This window comes from Piezobacter thermophilus (assembly GCF_055386745.1).
Window position 1 is genome coordinate 2,537,328 of the sequence record NZ_AP042380.1, and the last position, 18,782, is coordinate 2,556,109.

Consider the following 18,782-nt stretch of genomic DNA (forward strand, 5'->3'; position numbering starts at 1 on the left):
CTTATTGCATATCCGGCTAAAAACCGGTTTGACATACATCAATTGACGAAGTTTCGGAAACCGGATCGGCGAACCGCATGGCAGACCCCTGTTTCTTCGGCTATGGCAGCCTCGTGAACCGCGCCACCCACGATTTTCCCGACCTGCAGCCGGCAAGGCTGAAGGGCTGGCGCCGTGCATGGTGCCATACCGACCTGCGCCCGGTGGCCTTCCTGACGGCGCTGCCCGACCCCGGCGCCGAGATCGACGGCATGATCGCCCATGTCCCGAACGATGACTGGACGGCGCTGGACCGGCGGGAATGGGCCTACGTGCGCCTTGCCGTGACCGACAGGGTCACCCACCCGCTGGAGCGAGAGGTCGAAATCGCGGTCTATGCGGTGCCCGAGGACCGCCATGGCCGGCCAACCGCACGGCACCCGATCCTGCTGAGCTATATCGACGTGGTGGTGCAGGGCTATCTGCGCGAATTCGGCACGGACGGAGCCGCGCGTTTCTTCGCCACCACGACCGGCTGGGAAGCGCCGGTGCTGAACGACCGCGCCGCGCCGCGCTATCCCCGCCACCAGCGGTTGACGGCTGCCGAAACCGCCTTCGTGGACGAACAGCTCGCTGCCCTTGGCGTGCACCCCCGGATCCTTTCCGGGGCGGCATGATGACGCTGCCGCTGCCGGCTCAGGCGGTCAGGCCTTCGGGTTCGGGCAGGCCATGCGCCCGGCAGCAGGCGGTCAGCGTGTTGGCCAGAAGGCAGGCGATGGTCATCGGACCCACGCCACCGGGCACCGGGGTGATGGCGCCGGCTACCTCGCACGCGCTGTCGAAATGCACATCTCCCACCAGCCGGGTCTTGCCCTCGCCCCTTTCCGGTGCGTCGATACGGTTGATGCCGACATCGATCACCGTGGCCCCCGGCCTGATCCAGTCCCCGGGCACCATCTCGGGCCGGCCCACGGCGGCCACCACGATATCGGCGCGGCGCACCACACCCGGCAGATCGCGGGTACGTGAATGGGCGATGGTCACGGTGCAGCTGTCGCGCAGCAGAAGCTGCGCCATCGGCTTGCCGACGATGTTCGAGCGCCCGATCACCACCGCCTCGAGCCCTGCGAGATCCCCATGCACATCACGCAGCATCATCAGGCAGCCCAGAGGCGTGCAGGGCACCATCGCCTTCTGCCCCGTCGCCAGCAGCCCCACATTCGAGATGTGGAACCCGTCCACGTCCTTGGCCGGGTCCACGGCGTTGATGACCAGGCTTTCGTCCAGATGAGCGGGCAGCGGCAGCTGCACCAGGATGCCATGCACCGCCGGGTCGTCATTGAGCCGCCCGATCAGGCCCAGGAGTTCCTCTTCCGAGGTCTCGGTCGGCAGCTTGTGCTCGTAGGAGTTCATGCCGACCTCGACGGTCTGCCGCCCCTTCGAGCGCACATAGACCCGGCTTGCCGGATCCTCGCCCACCAGCACCACCGCCAGACCGGGGGTGATGCCATGTTCCTGCTTCAGCCGCGCCACATGCGCCGCCACCTTCGCGCGCACATCCGCCGCGAATGCCTTGCCATCAATGATCCGTGCCGCCATCTGCCTGTCCCCTCTATACATCCGTCCGGGCGAACATCTCCCGGTACTGGTCCTTCTGCATCCGCGTCGCCAGAACCGCGTTCTTCATCAGCGTGGCCACCGTCACCGGCCCGACCCCGCCCGGAACCGGCGTGATCCACCCCGCCACCTGCGCGCAGCTGTCGAAATCGGCGTCGCCCACCGTCTTCGCCCCCTCCGGCGTCTCGACCCGGTTGATGCCGATGTCGATCAGCGCCGCGCCCGGCTTGATGATATCGCCGGTGACCAGCCCCGGCTTGCCCACCGCGACGAAGACCGCATCCGCCGCGCGGCTGTGCATCGCCACGTGCCGGGTCATGTGGTGACACACCGTCACCGTCGCCCCCAGCCCCATGAGCAGAAACGCGATCGGCTTGCCGACGATCTCGGAATGGCCGATCACCGTGACCTCCAGCCCCTCGATCTTCAGCGGCAGGGTCTTGAGGATCTCGACCGCCGCCACCGCCGTACAGGGGCCCAACGCAAGGTCGTTGTAGACGATGTTGCCGATCGAGGCGGGGTGCATCCCCTCGACGTCCTTGAGCGGATGCACGGCCTTTTGCAGCACCTTGACGGGGATGTGATCGGGCAGCGGCCGCTGGATGATGATGCCGTTCACCCGCGGATCGGCATTCAGCCCCTGCACGATGCCGATGAGCTGCTCCAGCGAGGTCTCGGCCGGGTATTCCCGCGCCTCGAACTCGACGCCCGCCGATTCCGCGTTGCGGCGCTGGTTGCGAACGTAAAGTTCCGCCGCGGCGCTTTCACCCACCATCAGCGACACCAGCCGCGGCGGCCAGCCCTCGCGGGCCAGTTCGGCAGCCTCCCGCGCCACCTCTTCGCGCATCCGGGCGGCGATGCCCTTTCCATCAATCACTGCGGCTCGCATGGATACTCCTTGCGTTGCGGACCGAGCACCCGCTCCTCGCGGGCGATCGACCATTCGATCAACCTGTGCCAGATCTCCTCGGCCAGGGCCGGGTCAAGCCCGGTGGCAAGGGCCTCGGCGCGGATGTTGTCCATGACCGCCTGCACCCGATCCGGGATCCGGGCGGGCAAGCCCTCGGACGGCTTCAGTTCGATCGCACGGTCGATGCAGGCGGCGCGGCGGGCCAGCATGGCCACGATCCGCCGATCCAACGCATCGATCTCGCGGCGAAGTTCGGCCATCGAACGGCAATGTGCCGGCGGGATCGGTTCCCCCATCTTCGGGCTCCTGCGGGCCAGACTCATCCGGCCCGCACAAACCCCATTTCGCGCCTCAGAACAACCCTTCGATCTGGCCCAGGTCGTTCAATCCGATGGTTTCCGCCGCCGGGTGGCGCGGCAGGCCCGGCATGGTCATGATCTGGCCGCAGATCACCACCACGAAGCCGGCGCCGGCCGACAGGCGCACCTCGCGCACCGGCACCGAGTGGCCGGTAGGCGCGCCGCGCAGGTTCGGATCGGTCGAAAACGAATACTGCGTCTTGGCCATGCAGATCGGCAGATGACCGAAGCCCGCATCCTCCCACGCGCGCAGCTGATCGCGGATCTTCTTGTCGGCCAGTACCTCGTCGGCGTGATAGATGCGCCGGGCGATGGTCTCGATCTTCTCGAACAGCGGCATGTCGTCGGGATAAAGCGGCGCGAACTGCGCCACCCCGGCATCGGCCAGCTGGGCCACCCGCTCGGCCAGCTCAACCGTGCCTTCCGAGCCCAGCTCCCAGTGCCGGCAGACGATCGCCTCGGCCCCCTGCGCCTCGGCGCTCTGGCGGATCACCTCGATCTCGGCCTCGGTGTCGGAGACGAAATGGTTGATCGCCACCACCACCGGCACCCCGAACAGCTTGAGATTGGCGATGTGGCGGGTGAGATTCGGGCAGCCCTCGGCCACGGCGGCCACGTTCTCGGCATCCAGATCGGCACGCGCCACGCCGCCGTTCATCTTCATCGCCCGCACGGTGGCCACCAGCACCACGACATCCGGCGCCAGCCCCGCCTTGCGGCACTTGATGTCCATGAACTTCTCGGCCCCCAGATCGGCGCCGAAGCCGGCTTCGGTCACCACGTAGTCGGCCAGCTTCAGCGCCGTGGTGGTGGCGATCACCGAATTGCAGCCGTGCGCGATGTTGGCGAACGGCCCGCCATGGACGAAGGCGGGATTGTTCTCCAGCGTCTGCACCAGGTTGGGCTGCATCGCGTCCTTCAAGAGCACCGTCATCGCCCCGTCGGCCTTGAGGTCGCGGCAGGTGATCGGGCTGCGGTCGCGGCGATAGGCGACGATGATGTTGCCCAGCCGGGTCTGCAGGTCGTCGAGATCCCGGGCAAGGCAGAGAATCGCCATCACCTCGCTGGCCACGGTGATGTCGAACCCGGTCTGGCGCGGAAAGCCGTTGGCCACGCCGCCCAGAGAGACCACGATATCGCGCAGGGCGCGATCGTTCATGTCCACCACCCGCCGCCAGGTGACCCGGCGTTCGTCGATGCCAAGTTCATTGCCCCAGTAGATGTGGTTGTCGATCATCGCCGCCAGCAGGTTGTGGGCGCTGGTAATGGCGTGGAAATCGCCGGTGAAGTGAAGATTCATGTCCTCCATCGGCACCACCTGCGCGCGCCCGCCCCCCGCGGCGCCGCCCTTCATCCCGAAACAGGGGCCGAGGCTGGCCTCGCGGATGCAGATTGCGGCTTTCTTGCCGATCCGGTTCAGCCCGTCGCCAAGACCCACCGTGGTGGTGGTCTTGCCCTCGCCGGCAGGGGTGGGGTTGATCGCGGTGACGAGGATCAGCTTGCCGTTCTCGCGCGTCTGTACCGAGTCGATCAACTCCTGGCTCACCTTCGCCTTGTCGTGGCCGTAAGGCAGAAGATGGTCGCTGTCGATTCCCAGCCTCGCGCCGATTTCCTGGATGGGTTTCTTCCTTGCCTCGCGGGCGATCTCGATATCGGTCTTGTAGCTCATGAACCGGTTCCCCGAAATATGTCCGTCGCGGCCGGCACGCACCGGCGTCATGCTACCCATAACGCCGAGCCACGCCGGGAAGGCTCCGGATTGCGACATCTTCCGACCCCGAAACGTCGCGGGCACGCCGCGCGGTTCCGGATCGGAAACGGGCAGGTTCCGTCTTCGGCCCGGCCCGCCCGCAGCCGCAAGAAAAACCCCCGGAGCGCAGGCTCCGGGGGTGTCGTGTCCGGCACCGCCCGTCAGGCGGTGGGCTCGGGCTCCATCCCGCCCTTGGGCGGCGACTTGCGGGGCCTGGTCCGGGGGATCGAGGCGACGCTGGTCACCGCTCCCTGATCCGGCTTGCTGCCCTCGTCATCGTCGGAATGGGGCGGCTCGCCCCGCATCACCCGTTCGATCTCTTCCCCGGTCAGGGTCTCGTATTCCAGAAGCCCCTCGGCCAGGCGCTCCCACTCTTCCCTGTGCTCGGTCAGCAGCTGGTAGGCGCGTTCATAGCCTTCCTGGATGAAACGCTTGACCTCTTCCTCGATCAGCTCCTTGGTATGGGCAGACACCGAGAAGCCGGCGGTCGTTCCCTGGTAGCCCTCATGCGCCTCGGCATAGTCGATATTGCCCACCTTTTCCGACATGCCCCAGCGCATCACCATGGCGCGGGCCAGCTGGCTGGCCTGCTGGATGTCGCCGGCCGGCCCGTTCGAGACGTGATCCTCGCCGTACTTGATGATCTCGGCGGCCTTGCCGGCCATGGTCATGGCCAGCTTCTGTTCACACTCGTCCTTGTGCCAGTTCAGCCGGTCCATCTCGGGCAGGCTGACCACCATGCCCAGCGCGCCGCCGCGCGGGATGATCGTCGCCTTGTAGACCGGATCGCACAGCGGCAGAAGGTGACCGACAACCGCGTGGCCGGCCTCGTGCCAGGCGGTCTTTTCCTTCTGCTCGGCGGTCAGCACCATCGAGCGCCGCTCGGCCCCCATCATCACCTTGTCCTTGGCGCTCTCGAAATCCTCCATGGTGACAAAACGCTTGCCGGTGCGGGCGGCCATCAGCGCCGCCTCGTTCACCAGGTTGGCAAGATCGGCGCCCGAGAAGCCGGGCGTGCCGCGGGCGATGATGCGCAGATCCACATCCGGCCCCAGCGGCACCTTGCGCGCATGCACCTGAAGGATCTTTTCGCGCCCCTTGATGTCGGGATTGCCCACCGTCACCTGCCGGTCGAAGCGGCCGGGGCGCAAAAGCGCCGGGTCGAGCACGTCCTTGCGGTTGGTCGCCGCCAGGATGATGACCCCTTCGTTGCTCTCGAAGCCGTCCATTTCCACCAGAAGCTGGTTCAGCGTCTGCTCGCGCTCGTCATTGCCGCCGCCATAGCCGGCACCGCGGTGGCGGCCCACGGCGTCGATCTCGTCGATGAAGACGATGCAGGGCGCGTTCTTCTTGGCCTGTTCGAACATGTCGCGCACGCGCGAGGCGCCCACGCCCACGAACATTTCCACGAAATCGGAACCCGAGATGGTGAAGAAGGGCACGCCTGCCTCGCCGGCAATGGCCCGCGCCAGCAGTGTCTTGCCGGTGCCCGGCGGCCCCACCAGCAGCGCCCCCTTGGGGATCTTGCCGCCAAGGCGCGAAAACTTCTGCGGGTTGCGCAGGAACTCGACGATTTCCTCAAGCTCTTCCTTGGCCTCGTCGATTCCGGCCACATCGTCGAAGGTCACGCGGCCATGCTTCTCGGTCAGCAGCTTGGCCCGGCTCTTGCCGAAGCCCATCGCCCCGCCCTTTCCGCCGCCCTGCATCCGGTTCATGAAATAGATCCACACCCCGATCAGCAGCAGGAAGGGCAGAAGGGTCATGATGAAGGATTGAAACCCCGACTGTTCCTGCTTTTCGGCGCGCAGGGGAATGTTCTTTTCCAGCAGCAGGTCAGTGATCTGTGCATCTTCGGGCCTGATGGTCACGAAGTCCTGTCCGTCCTTGGTGCGGAAGCGGACCTGTTCGCCATCCAGCGTGACCTGGGCGACCTTGCCCTCGTTCACCGCGCTGACGAAATCGGAGAATGTGATCTCGCGGCTCTGCAGCGTCCCGCCCGAGCCGCTGAACAGGTTGAAGAGCGCCAGAACCAGAAGGAACAGAACGACCCAGAAGGCGATGTTGCGTGCGTTGCCCAAGAAGAAGTCTCCCAGAATTCCGGCCACGGGGGAAAAATGGCCTGCAGGCTTCTAAAATAGTGATACTGGGGGCAGGTTCAATGCGATAAAATCGTGGCGAAGAAGTCTCCGGCGCCTGCGCAGGGTTCCGCCCGCCAGCCATCGGCCATTCCGGCCAGCGGGGCGGCGATCAGTTCGTCTCCCCGCCACACCGCCGGCGAGGCCAGCAGTGACCACCGCGGCCGCCCGCATGCGCGCCAATCCGCCACCGCGGCCAGCCCTTCGGGGCCGAGCGCACCGACTTCCAGCCCCGCTTCGGCCCCGCCCGCGCGCGTGAGCCTCCAGCGGCGGTCCCAGATCTCGCCCACGGAGGTCCGCAGGCCGGCGACAGCGGCATGTTCGCGGCAGATGCGCAGCGTGCCGCCCCCCTCGCGGCGCAGAAGGCAGCCTGCAAGCGTCACCGTTTCACCCGCCCGCACAGCCGCCAGGGCGGCAGCCACCGGCTGGCTCCGAGGCGGGTATTCACACCCGCCGATCCATTGCACCGCCCTGACCAGAAGCAGCCTGGCTGTCTCGCCGGGCAGATCGCAAAAGCCCGACAGGTCGAACAGAAGATCGCCGCCATCAAGCCGCACCAGATCGCGGGCGGCCTGCAATGCGTGCCATTCAATGGCCTCGCGCGCCGCGCGCATGTTCCGCGCCACACCCGCCAGCGCCTCGACGGTGATGCCCACAGGCGCCAGAACCTCCAGCGCGCGGCGCGCGCGGATGCGGTTGAAGGCGGTGTCCTCGTTGCCCGGATCCTCGGCCCAGGGTACATCGTTGCGGCGCAGGTAGTCGCGCAACTCGGCCCGGCGCAGCCCCAGAAGCGGCCGGCGCAGGATCAATCCGTCCTGCCTGCGCTCGGGCGCCATCGCGGCAAGCCCGGTCACGCCGGAAGAACGGGCCAGCCGCATCAGGACCGTCTCGGCCTGATCGTCGGCCGTGTGCCCCAGCGCCAGCACCTCGACCCGGCGGCGGCGCGCCCATTCGGCCAGAAGCTCATAGCGCGCCGCACGCGCCCTTGCCTGGAGGTTGCCGGCACCGTCCCATCCCCGCCATTCAAGGATGTCGTGCGCAATGCCCAGCCGGCCGGCCAGCGCGGCCACGGCGCGGGCCTCAGCCGCGGCCGCCGCGCGCAGGCCGTGATCGACGGTGGCCGCGAACAGGTGGAAATCCGCTCTCTCCCCCAGCCCCCGGGCCAGAATGTGCATGAGCGCCACCGAATCGCCACCCCCCGACACGGCAATGCCGATCCGCCTTTGCGGGGCATCGATGAAGGCGCCGCAGACCCGGCGGACGATCGCGGCGTCCTCGGGGGTCAGGAGCATCCCAGCGCGTCCATCTCCTCCCGGGCGCGGGAAACCGCGTCCGACGAGGGGAAGCGCGCGCCCACCTCTCCCAGCGTGATGCAAGCCTGGGCGGTCTGGCCAAGCTGCCCCAGCGCCGCACCCAGTTCGTACAGCGCCTCGGGCGCCGTGACGCCCGCCGGGTCGCCGGTGAAACTGGCCAGATAGGCCCGGGCCGCTTCGCGGGTGTTGCCCAGCGCCGCCAGGGCCCGGCCGCGGGCAAGATTGGCCTGCGGCGCCAGCGGGCTGCCCGGATAGGCCGCGTCGAACCGCGTGAAAAGATCGATCGCCGTCTGATAGTCGCCCTCTTCCAGCGCCTTGTTCGCAGCATCGAAATCGGCCTGCTCGCCGACCGCGAGTTCCATCTCCGGCCCCTGCCCGTCGCTGCCATCCAGCGGAAGCGGCATGTCGGGATCGCCGCCCAGCGTGGTGGTTTCGCCAAGCTTGCTCACATCGCCGCCTTCCAGTTCCACCAACCGGAATTCGAGATCGCCGATCCGGTTGGTGCCGTCCTTCACGATCCGGTCGATGCGATAGCTCAGCTGCTCGGTCTCGGCGGTCAGGCGCTGCAATTCGGCCTCGATCGCGGCCACGCGGTCGAAGATATCGGTCTGCGCGAGATTGGCCATCGGCGCGCCGGTGGTGGAAAGTTCACGCTTCAGGCGCTGCATTTCCACGTAAAGAACGGTCAGTTCCTGGCGGATGTCCGCCAGGGTCTGCCCCCGATCCTGCGCCATCGCCGGCACGGCCCCGAATGCGAGCACGCAGATCAGCGTCACAACGATCCCGCGCATGTCGTGTCAGCCCGTCAGATCCGATGCCAGAACGGTCACCGCGCGCCGGTTCTTGGAATAGCAGCTTTCGCTGCTGCAGATTTCCACCGGGCGCTCCTTGCCATAGCTGATCGTGGTCAGCCGGTTCGGCGCCACCCCGCGCGAGATCAGGAATTCCCGCGCCGCGTTGGCCCGCCGCGCCCCCAGCGCGAGGTTGTATTCGCGCGTGCCGCGCTCGTCGGCATGGCCCTCGATCACCGCCGTGTAGTCGGGATTGCTGATCAGCCATCGAGCCTGCGCCTCGAGCGTCGCCCGCGCCTCGTCCGACAGGGTGGACTGGTCCACCGCGAAGAAGACCCGGTCCCCGATCGCCTGCTGGAAATAGACCGGCGAGGTGGGATCGCCCGCCGCCGCGTTGCCGGCATAGCCGGAATCGCCGCCTCCCGTGCCGCCGGCGCAGGCCGCCAGCGTCATGACGGCGAAGACCGCCGAAATCTTGCCCAGAATGTTCATGCCGTTGCCTCGTCCTTTTCGTCGTCTCGTTGTCCCGTTCTTACCACAGCCGGCGCGGCAAGGAAACTTGCCGGGCCCGCCCCCGCGCGATCACTTCTGCAACGGCGACCACGAGGGGTCGGTGGCGCCGTCGGGGGTGCGCAGCTGACGCAGGTTTCGCCCCGTGATGTCCACCGTGTAAAGCGACGACCGCCCGTTCGCGCCCTGGGTTTCGCGGGTGAACATGATGACCCGCCCGTTCGGCGCCCAGGTCGGCCCCTCGTCGAGGAACGACGCCGTCAGCAGGCGCTCCTCGCTGCCGTCGGTGCGCATCACGCCGATATGAAAGCGGCCCTTGTTCTGCTTGGTGAAGGCGATCAGATCGCCGCGTGGCGACCAGACCGGCGTGCCGTAGCGCCCCTTGCCGAAACTGATCCGCCGTGCCTCGCCCCCCGTCGCCGGCATGATGTAGAGCTGCTGGGTGCCCGAGCGGTCGCTTTCGAACACGATCCGCGACCCGTCGGGGGAAAAGCTGGGCGCCGTCTCGATCGATGGCGCGTTGGTCAGCCGCACGCTCCTGCCGGTGGCGATGTTCATGGCATAAAGGTCGGTATTGCCGCCCTGCGTCATCGAATAGACCACCGTCCTGCCATCGGGCGAAAAGCGCGGGGAAAAGCTCATCGTGCCTTCCAGCGTCGGCAGCACCCGGCGCCGGACCTTGCCCACATCCATCACGTAGATGCGCGGCAGGCCGCTTTCGTAGCTGGTGTAGAGCACCCGGTCGCCGGTGGGCGAGAACCGCGGCGCCAGCACGATCGCGGAACTGTCGGTCAGGTATTGCAGGTTGGCGCCGTCGTAATCCATGATCGCAAGCCGCTTGCGCCGGTCGTTCTTGGGCCCGGTTTCGGCAACGAACACCACGCGGGTATCGAAATAGGCCCCCTCGCCCGTGATCCGGCTGTAAACCGTATCGGCAACCTTGTGCGCCATGCGCCGCCAGCCGTCGGCCGGGCCGGCGAACTGCAGGCCGTTGCCCAGCTCGGTCCCCGCGAACACGTCCCACAGGCGGAACCGCACGGTCAGCCTCGACCCCGAAAGCGACACCGCCCCGGTCACCAGCGCCTGCGCATTGACCGCCTTCCAGTCGGCAAACTGCACCGGCGCATTGAAATCCGTCACCTTGCCGATCTGGGCCGAGGCCGGAATGTCCCGGAACAGGCCGGTTCCCGTCAGATCGGACAGGATCACCTGCGTGATGTTGCGGGCGTACTCCGCCGCCGCCGGGCTGTCGGGCACGAATTCGGGAACCGCGTAGGGCATCGGTTCGATCACGCCCTCGGTGATCTCGATCCTGAGCGGCCCGTTCTGCGCCAGCGCCGGGGCCGCCGCCAGAACCATGCCCAGAAGAACCCCCACCAGATACTTCGTCATTTGATCCGCATCCTTTCCGGGTTGAATGTAATCTCAATATCGCGCCACTGGTCGTATTTTTCGAGAGGCAGCCTGTAGCCGCTCGCCCCGCAGCGGATGATCGCGCGCCGCGCGGCCTCGAAGGCCTGCCTCGCCGCCGCAGCCGTTCCCCCCTGGCTCGACAGCATCCGGATGCTGCCGATCTCCGGCTTGCCGTCCCGTTTCATCGACACCGAGACGACCACGGTCGTGCGCAGCGCCTGGGACGACAGCGACCCCACGTTCCAGCATTGCGACACGGCAAGGCGAAGCGCCTCCCTTTCGCCGGCGGTCAGCGGCGGGCCAAGGGGTGCCGCAGGCGACGGGGCGGCGCCGCCCAGCGCCTCGGCCAGCGCCGCGTTGACCGCCTTGCGCGTGTCCGCCGGCGGTTTCGGCGCCGGCCTTTCCTTTTCCTTCGCGACCGCCACCGGGCGCGCCGGGCGCGCGCGGGGGCGAAGCGACTGCGCCGGGGCCACCTCGCGCCCCTTCTCGGCCTCGGTCACGATCCGGTCGGTGGCCGCCTCTGGCGCGGTCTGCTGCTGCTCGGGGCGTTCGGTCTCGCCGGTCTCGTCCGGCACAACGGCGGGGGAGGCAACCTCGTCCGGCCGCGCATCGGGCGGGGGCGGGGCGACCGGCTGCGGCGCGACCCGGTCCGCCGGGCGCGACCTGGGCCGAGCCAGAGGCGAGGGCGTGAGAACGGCGACCTCGCGGTCGGGCTCTTCCAGAACGGGGGGCAGCGGCGGGGCGTCCTCGGGCGGTGCCTCGGGGCCGGACAGATCAGCGGCCGGGGCCGGGGTATCCTCGGCCACCGGTTCGGGGGCCGGGTCGGGCCGGGTCCGGTCGGGTGGCGCCTCGGCCGGGGCGGCAACATCGGGGGTATCGGTGGCCGCGCCGGGCGGCGACGGGGCGAGCGGCTGCGGCGCCAGGTCGGGAACCGCCGGTTCGGCGGTCAGGGCGGCAAATTCCTCGGCGGTGACGATCGACACGTCGCTGACCTCGAAGGGCAGCGGTTCGGGTTCAAGCGATGCGCCGAACACCGCCCAGCCGACCAGGGCCAGATGCGCGATCGCCGAAATCTTGGTGCCGGTCTGCACCGCCCCGCCTCACTCGTCCTGCCCGTCCAGGGTCGGGCCCCCGGTATCGGTCACGAGACCCACGTTGGAAAACCCGCCCGCATTCAGCGCCCCCATCACCTGCATCACCACCTCGTAGGGGATGGAGCCGTCGGCGCGCAGGTAGACGCGGTCGCCTTCCCGTTCCGCCGCGATGGCGCGCAGCTTGGCCACCAGCGTGTCGCGCGAAACCGGCGTGGTCTGGATCTGCACCTCGCCGCTGGCGGTGATGGTCACGGTCAGCGGCTCTTCCCGGTCGCCGGGCAGGGCCGAAGCGGCGGTTTTCGGCAGCTTCACCGGCACGCCCACGGTCATCAGCGGCGCCGCCACCATGAAGATGATGAGCAGCACCAGGACCACGTCCACGAATGGGGTGATGTTGATTTCCGACATCGGCCGCGTCCGGCGATGCCGGTCGCGGCGCCGGCGGCTCGTGCCCCCCGTTCCCGGCTGGATCCCCGCGCCCATGGCTCAGGCGTCCAGCTGCCGCGACAGGATCGTCGCAAACTCGTCGGCGAAGGCCTCGTAACCGGCCACGATGCGGTCGCTGTCGGCGCTGAACTTGTTGTAGAACACCACCGCCGGAATCGCCGCCAGAAGGCCAAGCGCGGTGGCCATCAGCGCCTCGGCAATGCCAGGAGCGACGACGGCCAGGTTGGTGTTCTGCTGCTGGGCGATCTCGATGAACGCGTTCATGATCCCCCAGACCGTCCCGAACAGGCCGACGAAGGGGGCGGTCGAACCGATTGTCGCCAGCACCGTCAACCCGCGCTGCAGGAAATCGGCCTCCTTGGCGATGGCCACGTCCATCGACCGGTCGATGCGGGCCTGCGCCCCGGCAATCAGCCCGCCATCATTGCGATGCGAGCGGCGCCACTCGGTCATGCCGGCAGCAAAGATGCGCCGCGAACTGCCCGCCGGCTGCGGCCCGATCTGCTCGAACAGCTGGTCCAGGGGCTCGCCGGACCAGAAGGCGCGGTCGAAACTTTCGGCCTCGCGCCGGGCGGCCCGATAGGTGATGATCTTCTGGATGATGATCGCCCAGGACCAGAACGACGACAGCAGCAACACGATCACCACGAACTTCACCGTGAGCGTCGCGCGCGCGAACAACCCCCAAAGGGAGAAATCGATCCCCTGGGCCAGCGTCAGAGTTTCTGCTTCCATCTGCCTGCTCTTTGTTCAGCGGCCGTTTTCCGCCGGCCTTGTCCGGGCAGACCCTATCCCAGTTCGGGGCGGATTGCCACCGCAACCGAGGCGCCGATTCCCTACCCGTCCTGCAATGCGCGAATCTCTGCCGGCAGGCGCACCGGCTTTCCGGCGCTGTTCATGCACACCGCCGTGACGCGGGCACGAAAGATCGGCTGGCCCGCGCGCGTCACCAGCTGGTCCATCACCAGCCGCACATTGGTCATCGAGGCGATCGAGGTCTCGACCAGCAGCTGGTCCTCGAATTTCGCGGCCGAGATGTAGTCGGCCTCGATCCGCCGCACCACCCAGACGATGCCCGCCGCGCGCATGGCATTCTGATCGTTGCCCAGACTGCGCACCCAGTCCGAGCGGGCCCGCTCGATATAGCGCAGATAGTTGGCGTGATAGACGATGCCGGCCATGTCGGTGTCTTCATAGAAAACCTGAACCGGATAGGTGTGAACGACCATCTTGCCCATGCTCCCCGCAACGCTCGCGCCGCACTCAATCAGCTTCGCCCGGCCCCGGCAAGACGGCAATCACGCGACGCGGCGGAACACCGAAACCTGGAACTTCTGCACCGCCCCGCGCGGGGTGACGTGATCGTGCCGCAACCACCTCTCGGCCCGGAAGATCCCCGGCGCATGACGCTCCAGCTCGGCCGCCAGCGCCCGAGGCGCATAGCGCACCACCGGCAGCCCCGAACACCGCTCCGGCCCGTCATCGGCGAAGATCGCGATCACCGCGTGTCCCCCCGGCGCCACAGCCGTTGCCATCGCTGCCACATAAGCCGCGCGATCCCCCTCGCCGATCAGGAAATGAAACACCGCCCGGTCATGCCACAACCGGTAATGCCGGGCCGGACGCCAGCGGGTCACATCCGCCACGACCCACGTCACCGCCCTCGCCCGCGCACCCAGCCGCGCCCGCGCAAGTTCGATCGCCCGCTCCGACAGATCCAGCACCGTCAGATCCCGATACCCCGCCTCCAGCAGCGCATCGACCAGCCGCGACGCGCCGCCCCCCACGTCAACAACGGCATCCTCCGGCCCGGCCAGCCCGGTGACCAGAGAAAATGACGGTTCGGGCCGGGCCTCGAACCATGTCAATTCCTCCTCGTCGCGGTTTCCGTACACCCTGTCCCAATGCCGTGCATCCGACATGACCAGCCCTCCCTTGACCAAACCCGGCCATCAGATCCGCCCGGGCCCGAAACCGCGCGCGCCCCGAACGACAGGATCCGCCGCCGCAATCCCGATATGGACTTCCTCTTGCCCCAAATACTCCCGCCGGAGGCATGAAAGAGCGCTCCCGCCCTCTCAGGCAAAAAGATCGTCCTGCCGCCTGGGCACCGGCAGCCCCAGATGCGCCCACGCCTTCTGCGCCAGCATCCGCCCGCGCGGGGTGCGCTGGATCAACCCCTGCTGCAGAAGGAACGGCTCGATCACCTCCTCCAGCGCATCGCGGCTTTCGCTCAGCGCCGCCGAAAGCGTCTCGATCCCCACCGGCCCGCCGCCATAGTTTTCGGCGATCAGCCGCAGATAGCGCCGGTCGCCGCCATCCAGGCCCAGATGATCCACCCCCAGCCGGGTCAGCGCATCATCGGCCAGCGCCCGGGTGATCTTCCCGTCGCCCTCCACCACCGCGAAATCCACCACCCGGCGCAGCAGGCGCCCGGCAATGCGTGGCGTCCCGCGCGCGCGGCGGGCGATCTCGCGCACGCCATCGGCATCCGCCGCCACGCCCAGCTTGCGGGCGTTGCGGGTGACGATCTCGTGCAGCTCGTCCACCGTGTAGAACTGCAGCCGCGTGGGGATGCCGAAGCGGTCGCGCAACGGCGTCGTCAACAGCCCCATCCGTGTCGTCGCCCCCACCAGCGTGAAGGGCTGCAACTCGATCCGAACGGTGCGCGCGGCCGGGCCCTCGCCGATGACCAGATCCAGCTCGAAATCCTCCAGCGCGGGATAGAGCACCTCCTCCACCGCCGGGTTGAGGCGGTGGATCTCGTCGATGAACAGCACGTCGCGGGCCTCGAGATTGGTCAGGATCGCCGCCAGATCGCCGGCGCGGGCCAGAACCGGCCCCGAGGTCATGCGGAAATTCACCCCCAGTTCGCGCGCCATGATCTGCGCCAGCGTGGTCTTGCCCAGACCGGGGGGGCCGTGAAACAGCGTGTGATCCATCGCCTCGCCCCGGCGCCGGGCGCTTTCGATGAAGACGCGCAGATTGGCCCGGGCCTCGGCCTGCCCGATGAATTCGTCCAGAACCTGCGGACGCAGCGCGCGGTCGTTGTCCTCGGGCAGCGGATCGGGGCGCAGGGTCGGGTCGCTTCCGGTCATGTCTCAGCCTACCCTTTCGGCGCCAGCAGCTTCAATGCCGCACGGATCAGCGCCGGCGCATCCGCCCCCGGATCGACGCCGGCCGCCTCGGCCACCGCCGCCGCCGCCTCGCCCGGCGCGTATCCCAGATTGCCCAGCGCCGACAGGGCATCGGCCTGCGCACTCACCGACGCCCGGCCCGGGCGGGTCCGGGGCGCGGCCGCGGACGAGGCCACCGGGTCGGCCGCTCGTTCGATCACGTCGCCGGAAGACACCTGCATCGAATCGCCGCCGCTGTCCCCCATCGCCATCACCGAAGGCGCCTTGTCCTTCAGATCCAGCACGATGCGCTGCGCCAGCTTCGGCCCGACCCCCTTGGCCGCCTTGACCGCGGCCCAGTCGCCCAGGGCGATCGCGCGGCTCACCCCGTCGGGCCCCAGCGCGCCCAGAATGGCCAGCGACACCTTCGCCCCCACCCCCTGCACCCCCATCAGAAGGCGGTGCCATTCCTTTTCGGCAAGGCTGGTGAAGCCGAACAGCTGCATCAGATCCTCGCGCACCACCAGATCGGTATAAAGCGACACCGCCTCGCCCGGGCCGGGCAGCACCGCCAGTGTCCGCTCCGAGCAGTGGACGATATAGCCGACGCCGTGCACGTCGATCAGGACATGATCCGATGCCCGGTAATCCAGCCGCCCCGTCAACCTTCCGATCATGTCAACCTGCCGATCATGTCCCGACCTCGCGCAGCCTTTGCCGCCCGCCCCCGTAATAGGCGTGGCAGATGGCGATGGCGAGCGCATCCGCCGCATCCGCCCCCGCCGGTTCGCAGCCGGGCAGCTGCAGCCGCACCATGTGCTGCACCTGCACCTTGTCGGCATGCCCCACCCCGACCACCGTCTTCTTCACCCTGTTGGGCGCATATTCCCCCACCGGCAGCCCCGCCTGAGCCAGCGTCAGCAGCGCCACACCCCGGGCCTGCCCCAGCTTCAGCGTCCCGGCGCCGTCCTTGTTCACGAAGGTCTGTTCGATCGCGGCGCAGTCGGGAGCATGGCAGGCAACGATTTCCCGCAACTGCACGTGAAGCGACAACAGCCGCGCCGCCAGATCGGCACCGGTCGGGCTCAGCTGCCCGTTGGCCACATGGCCGAGGCGGCTGCCCCGTGATTCGATCACGCCCCAGCCAAGGGTGCGAAGTCCCGGATCGATGCCGATGATGCGCATGGACTGCCCCTGACCCTGCCCGAAATGTCGCTTTTTCGATGCACTAGCACGAAAGGCGAACATGATCCAACCGTTTTGCCCACCGGCGCGATCTCCGGCCGAACCCGAATCCGGGCGGCAAATGATCCGAAAACGACATGCTGCGGTGCAGAAAACGACATTCCGGGAACGGGTTTTCCGGTTTCATTTCAAGACTGAAACCTGCGTGAAGAGCCATGCAGGCATCGCATACGGACCTTGCAATACCTGCGCTTGTCGGTTGCCGAAACGCCCACTAGATCGCGCCGGGAACGATACCAGTGCACACCCCCAACCCAGAGGACACGGATATGGCTGCGATTGAAACCACCCACACCGGTCACGGCCTCGTCGGCCGCATCGGCTCCGTCTTTGCATCTCTTGCCGGCACGGTCGCCGCGTGGAACGACGCCCGCAAGACCCGCAAGGCCCTGTCGGCGCTGACCGATCGGGAGCTTGAGGACATCGGCCTGACCCGCGGCGACATCGATGCGATCGCCACCGGCCGGCTGACCCGCTGAACCTTCCGCCCTTGTTCCTCCTCCCCGAGGGCGAAGCCGGCGCCGCGTGACACAGCTCGCGCGGCGCCGTTTTTCTTGTCGCGCTCAGCGCAGGCCCGAGCGGATCCGCGCCGCGATCCACTCCGAGACGGGATCGGGACGCATCACCCGCGCGCCGGCCCGTTCGATGACGCTTCCCCGTTCCAGCCGCGCCAGGCGGTCGGCATAATCCGCCGGCCCCAGATAGAACAGGAAGATCCCCTTGAACAGCAGCAGCGCGAAAATGCCGAAGAGAAGCGGCCCGAGGGAGAAACGCCGCCGTGCCCGGCGCGGCCGCGGAATGATCAGGCCATCGGCGCGCAGGTGAGGCACATGGCCATGTGCCATCGCACCATGCTTGCACCCCAGTCGGCGCAGGCGTTCGGCAAATTCAAGCTGACCCCGATCCATCCGGCGACCCGTGTCCATGCAGCCCCCGCCCGATCAGGCCGCCACCCTACCCCCCGTTTCCGGCGGAAAATGGGCAGGCGCCACATTCGCGCCACATTGCGGAGGATTCATGCCGACCGGGCAAGATGCAGCGTCACCCAGTCGCCGATCTGCTCGCGCGCGACCTCGCCGGCTCCCTCGCGCGCATAGACCTGCGCCACCTCGTCGGCCTGTTCGGCCAGAATCCCCGAAAGGATCGCCTGCCCGCCCGGCCGAAGATGTCTGACCAGGTCGGGCGCGAGCGCCACCAGCGGGCCCTTCAGGATGTTGGCGAAGATCAGGTCGAAAGGCGCATTGCCGGCAAGAACGGGGTGATTGAAACCCGCGGCCTCGACACACCCGACGCGCCCCTCCAGGCCGTTGGCCGCCAGGTTGGCCCGGGCCACCTCGACCGCCACCGGGTCAATGTCGCCGGCGATGAACACCCCGTCCCAGACCCGCGCCGCGGCCATGGCCAGCACCGCCGTCCCGCAGCCGATATCGGCCACCCGCGCGGCCACGAACCCGCGGTCGATCAGCCGGTCGAGCACCCGCAGACAGCCCAGTGTGGTTCCGTGATGACCGGTGCCGAAGGCCATCGCCGCCTCGATCAGCAGCGGCTCCACGCCCGGCGGCACCTTGTCCGCATCGTGGCTGCCATAGACGAAGAACCGCCCGGCCCTGACCGGGGCCAGTTCGCGCCGGACATGCGCGACCCAGTCGGTTTCCGGCAGCTCCGACACCACGAAAGGGGCCGCATCGAAGGCCGCCGCCAGCACCGCAAGCGCCGCCTCGTCGGGACGGGCGGTGAAATAGGCGCCCACTTCCCACAGGCCCGAGCCGTCCTCCATCTCGAACACGCCGACACCGTCGGGAGGCACCTGCATGCGCTCCAGCGCCTCGCCCAGCGCCTGCGCCGCAGGTTTTCCTTTCAGCGTCGTCAGTGCAGTGAAGGTCGGCATCAGGCATCTCCGGTCCGGTTCGCCATGCGCCAAGAGCATGTCGCTCAAAAGTGAGAACCGGTTTTGAGCTTCTCGGACATGCGAAAACAAGGGGCTGGAGCATGTCGTGCGAATGTGAATGAACGCGACATGCTCTAGGGGCGTGGCGGCACGAGGTCAAGCCGGCAGCGGCTACGAAATGTCACATGCCGTTACCGGAATGTTTATGACTTTGG

The 18,782-nt window shown here is 67.9% G+C and carries 21 protein-coding genes; 2 read left to right on the forward strand and 19 right to left on the reverse strand.

Going from position 1 to position 18,782, the window contains the following annotated elements; translation table 11 throughout:
• Positions 1-77 precede the first annotated feature (77 nt).
• Positions 78-656 (forward strand): gamma-glutamylcyclotransferase family protein, encoded by a 579-nt coding sequence (locus tag ACZ5CM_RS12235; protein WP_464639051.1) that lies wholly within the window; start codon positions 78-80, stop codon positions 654-656.
• A 19-nt stretch (positions 657-675) separates the two neighbouring features.
• Here ACZ5CM_RS12235 and folD read toward each other — a convergent pair whose 3' ends face one another.
• The 17 genes from folD to ruvC form a co-directional block, all read right to left on the reverse strand.
• On the reverse strand, positions 676-1,578 hold the full coding sequence (gene folD / locus ACZ5CM_RS12240; protein ID WP_464639052.1) for a bifunctional methylenetetrahydrofolate dehydrogenase/methenyltetrahydrofolate cyclohydrolase FolD: 903 nt from the start codon (positions 1,576-1,578) through the stop codon (positions 676-678).
• Positions 1,579-1,591: 13 nt separating this feature from the next.
• Positions 1,592-2,485 (reverse strand): bifunctional 5,10-methylenetetrahydrofolate dehydrogenase/5,10-methenyltetrahydrofolate cyclohydrolase, encoded by an 894-nt coding sequence (locus tag ACZ5CM_RS12245; protein ID WP_464639053.1) that lies wholly within the window; start codon positions 2,483-2,485, stop codon positions 1,592-1,594.
• A complete protein-coding gene (locus ACZ5CM_RS12250; RefSeq protein WP_464639054.1) occupies positions 2,470-2,766 on the reverse strand; it encodes a chorismate mutase in 297 nt (98 codons plus the stop codon). The genes ACZ5CM_RS12245 and ACZ5CM_RS12250 overlap by 16 nt, the downstream gene beginning before the upstream one ends.
• Positions 2,767-2,857: 91 nt before the next feature.
• On the reverse strand, positions 2,858-4,534 hold the full coding sequence (locus ACZ5CM_RS12255; protein WP_464639055.1) for a formate--tetrahydrofolate ligase: 1,677 nt from the start codon (positions 4,532-4,534) through the stop codon (positions 2,858-2,860).
• 242 nt (positions 4,535-4,776) lie between these two features.
• Positions 4,777-6,693 (reverse strand): ATP-dependent zinc metalloprotease FtsH, encoded by a 1,917-nt coding sequence (gene ftsH, locus ACZ5CM_RS12260; RefSeq protein ID WP_464639056.1) that lies wholly within the window; start codon positions 6,691-6,693, stop codon positions 4,777-4,779.
• Positions 6,694-6,770: 77 nt separating this feature from the next.
• On the reverse strand, positions 6,771-8,042 hold the full coding sequence (tilS, locus tag ACZ5CM_RS12265; RefSeq protein WP_464639057.1) for a tRNA lysidine(34) synthetase TilS: 1,272 nt from the start codon (positions 8,040-8,042) through the stop codon (positions 6,771-6,773).
• Positions 8,033-8,854, reverse strand: coding sequence for a tol-pal system protein YbgF (ybgF, locus tag ACZ5CM_RS12270; protein WP_464639058.1), 822 nt, complete (start codon positions 8,852-8,854; stop codon positions 8,033-8,035). The genes tilS and ybgF overlap by 10 nt, the downstream gene beginning before the upstream one ends.
• 6 nt (positions 8,855-8,860) lie before the next feature.
• Positions 8,861-9,346 (reverse strand): peptidoglycan-associated lipoprotein Pal, encoded by a 486-nt coding sequence (pal, locus tag ACZ5CM_RS12275; RefSeq protein WP_464639059.1) that lies wholly within the window; start codon positions 9,344-9,346, stop codon positions 8,861-8,863.
• A gap of 90 nt (positions 9,347-9,436) precedes the next feature.
• Positions 9,437-10,756 carry a Tol-Pal system beta propeller repeat protein TolB gene (tolB, locus tag ACZ5CM_RS12280; RefSeq protein ID WP_464639060.1) on the reverse strand — a complete coding sequence of 440 codons (1,320 nt, stop codon included), beginning with the start codon at positions 10,754-10,756 and terminating at the stop codon, positions 9,437-9,439.
• Positions 10,753-11,868 carry an energy transducer TonB gene (locus tag ACZ5CM_RS12285; RefSeq protein WP_464639061.1) on the reverse strand — a complete coding sequence of 372 codons (1,116 nt, stop codon included), beginning with the start codon at positions 11,866-11,868 and terminating at the stop codon, positions 10,753-10,755. The genes tolB and ACZ5CM_RS12285 overlap by 4 nt, the downstream gene beginning before the upstream one ends.
• A 9-nt stretch (positions 11,869-11,877) precedes the next feature.
• Complete coding sequence (gene tolR / locus ACZ5CM_RS12290; RefSeq protein ID WP_464639062.1) at positions 11,878-12,354, reverse strand: protein TolR; 477 nt, start codon at positions 12,352-12,354, stop codon at positions 11,878-11,880.
• 3 nt (positions 12,355-12,357) lie between these two features.
• Positions 12,358-13,053, reverse strand: a complete 696-nt coding sequence (tolQ, locus tag ACZ5CM_RS12295; RefSeq protein WP_464639063.1) for a protein TolQ — start codon at positions 13,051-13,053, stop codon at positions 12,358-12,360.
• A 101-nt stretch (positions 13,054-13,154) separates the two neighbouring features.
• Complete coding sequence (gene ybgC / locus ACZ5CM_RS12300; RefSeq protein WP_464639064.1) at positions 13,155-13,556, reverse strand: tol-pal system-associated acyl-CoA thioesterase; 402 nt, start codon at positions 13,554-13,556, stop codon at positions 13,155-13,157.
• Positions 13,557-13,616: 60 nt separating this feature from the next.
• Positions 13,617-14,240, reverse strand: coding sequence for a methyltransferase domain-containing protein (locus tag ACZ5CM_RS12305; protein ID WP_464639065.1), 624 nt, complete (start codon positions 14,238-14,240; stop codon positions 13,617-13,619).
• 156 nt (positions 14,241-14,396) lie between these two features.
• Positions 14,397-15,416, reverse strand: coding sequence for a Holliday junction branch migration DNA helicase RuvB (gene ruvB / locus ACZ5CM_RS12310; RefSeq protein WP_464639066.1), 1,020 nt, complete (start codon positions 15,414-15,416; stop codon positions 14,397-14,399).
• An 8-nt stretch (positions 15,417-15,424) separates the two neighbouring features.
• Positions 15,425-16,111 (reverse strand): Holliday junction branch migration protein RuvA, encoded by a 687-nt coding sequence (ruvA, locus tag ACZ5CM_RS12315; protein ID WP_464639067.1) that lies wholly within the window; start codon positions 16,109-16,111, stop codon positions 15,425-15,427.
• Positions 16,112-16,124: 13 nt separating this feature from the next.
• Positions 16,125-16,619 carry a crossover junction endodeoxyribonuclease RuvC gene (ruvC, locus tag ACZ5CM_RS12320; protein WP_464639068.1) on the reverse strand — a complete coding sequence of 165 codons (495 nt, stop codon included), beginning with the start codon at positions 16,617-16,619 and terminating at the stop codon, positions 16,125-16,127.
• Between the two features lie 329 nt (positions 16,620-16,948).
• Between ruvC and ACZ5CM_RS12325 the strand changes: the two genes are divergently transcribed.
• The gene (locus ACZ5CM_RS12325) at positions 16,949-17,158 is read left to right on the forward strand and encodes a DUF1127 domain-containing protein (protein WP_464639069.1); all 210 of its coding nucleotides are present in this window, start codon (positions 16,949-16,951) and stop codon (positions 17,156-17,158) included.
• Positions 17,159-17,242: 84 nt separating this feature from the next.
• Here ACZ5CM_RS12325 and ACZ5CM_RS12330 read toward each other — a convergent pair whose 3' ends face one another.
• Both ACZ5CM_RS12330 and ACZ5CM_RS12335 read right to left on the reverse strand, forming a co-directional pair.
• Positions 17,243-17,605: a hypothetical protein gene (locus ACZ5CM_RS12330; RefSeq protein WP_464639070.1), complete on the reverse strand. Its 363-nt coding sequence runs from the start codon at positions 17,603-17,605 to the stop codon at positions 17,243-17,245.
• Positions 17,606-17,694: 89 nt separating this feature from the next.
• Positions 17,695-18,567, reverse strand: a complete 873-nt coding sequence (locus tag ACZ5CM_RS12335) for a 50S ribosomal protein L11 methyltransferase (protein WP_464639071.1) — start codon at positions 18,565-18,567, stop codon at positions 17,695-17,697.
• Positions 18,568-18,782 lie beyond the last annotated feature (215 nt).

What these genes read in the sequence shown, in the direction of transcription:
- ACZ5CM_RS12235 (WP_464639051.1), top strand. Translation starts at nt 78, where the DNA reads ATGGCAGACCCCTGTTTCTTCGGCTATGGCAGCCTCGTGAACCGCGCC.
- ACZ5CM_RS12325 (WP_464639069.1), top strand. Translation starts at nt 16,949, where the DNA reads ATGGCTGCGATTGAAACCACCCACACCGGTCACGGCCTCGTCGGCCGC.
- ACZ5CM_RS12305 (WP_464639065.1), bottom strand. Translation starts at nt 14,240, where the DNA reads ATGTCGGATGCACGGCATTGGGACAGGGTGTACGGAAACCGCGACGAG.
- folD (WP_464639052.1), bottom strand. Translation starts at nt 1,578, where the DNA reads ATGGCGGCACGGATCATTGATGGCAAGGCATTCGCGGCGGATGTGCGC.
- pal (WP_464639059.1), bottom strand. Translation starts at nt 9,346, where the DNA reads ATGAACATTCTGGGCAAGATTTCGGCGGTCTTCGCCGTCATGACGCTG.
- ACZ5CM_RS12250 (WP_464639054.1), bottom strand. Translation starts at nt 2,766, where the DNA reads ATGGCCGAACTTCGCCGCGAGATCGATGCGTTGGATCGGCGGATCGTG.
- tilS (WP_464639057.1), bottom strand. Translation starts at nt 8,042, where the DNA reads ATGCTCCTGACCCCCGAGGACGCCGCGATCGTCCGCCGGGTCTGCGGC.
- ybgC (WP_464639064.1), bottom strand. Translation starts at nt 13,556, where the DNA reads ATGGGCAAGATGGTCGTTCACACCTATCCGGTTCAGGTTTTCTATGAA.
- tolB (WP_464639060.1), bottom strand. Translation starts at nt 10,756, where the DNA reads ATGACGAAGTATCTGGTGGGGGTTCTTCTGGGCATGGTTCTGGCGGCG.
- ACZ5CM_RS12255 (WP_464639055.1), bottom strand. Translation starts at nt 4,534, where the DNA reads ATGAGCTACAAGACCGATATCGAGATCGCCCGCGAGGCAAGGAAGAAA.
- ACZ5CM_RS12330 (WP_464639070.1), bottom strand. Translation starts at nt 17,605, where the DNA reads ATGGACACGGGTCGCCGGATGGATCGGGGTCAGCTTGAATTTGCCGAA.
- ruvB (WP_464639066.1), bottom strand. Translation starts at nt 15,416, where the DNA reads ATGACCGGAAGCGACCCGACCCTGCGCCCCGATCCGCTGCCCGAGGAC.
- ACZ5CM_RS12245 (WP_464639053.1), bottom strand. Translation starts at nt 2,485, where the DNA reads ATGCGAGCCGCAGTGATTGATGGAAAGGGCATCGCCGCCCGGATGCGC.
- tolQ (WP_464639063.1), bottom strand. Translation starts at nt 13,053, where the DNA reads ATGGAAGCAGAAACTCTGACGCTGGCCCAGGGGATCGATTTCTCCCTT.
- ruvC (WP_464639068.1), bottom strand. Translation starts at nt 16,619, where the DNA reads ATGCGCATCATCGGCATCGATCCGGGACTTCGCACCCTTGGCTGGGGC.
- ruvA (WP_464639067.1), bottom strand. Translation starts at nt 16,111, where the DNA reads ATGATCGGAAGGTTGACGGGGCGGCTGGATTACCGGGCATCGGATCAT.
- ACZ5CM_RS12335 (WP_464639071.1), bottom strand. Translation starts at nt 18,567, where the DNA reads ATGCCGACCTTCACTGCACTGACGACGCTGAAAGGAAAACCTGCGGCG.
- tolR (WP_464639062.1), bottom strand. Translation starts at nt 12,354, where the DNA reads ATGGGCGCGGGGATCCAGCCGGGAACGGGGGGCACGAGCCGCCGGCGC.
- ybgF (WP_464639058.1), bottom strand. Translation starts at nt 8,854, where the DNA reads ATGCGCGGGATCGTTGTGACGCTGATCTGCGTGCTCGCATTCGGGGCC.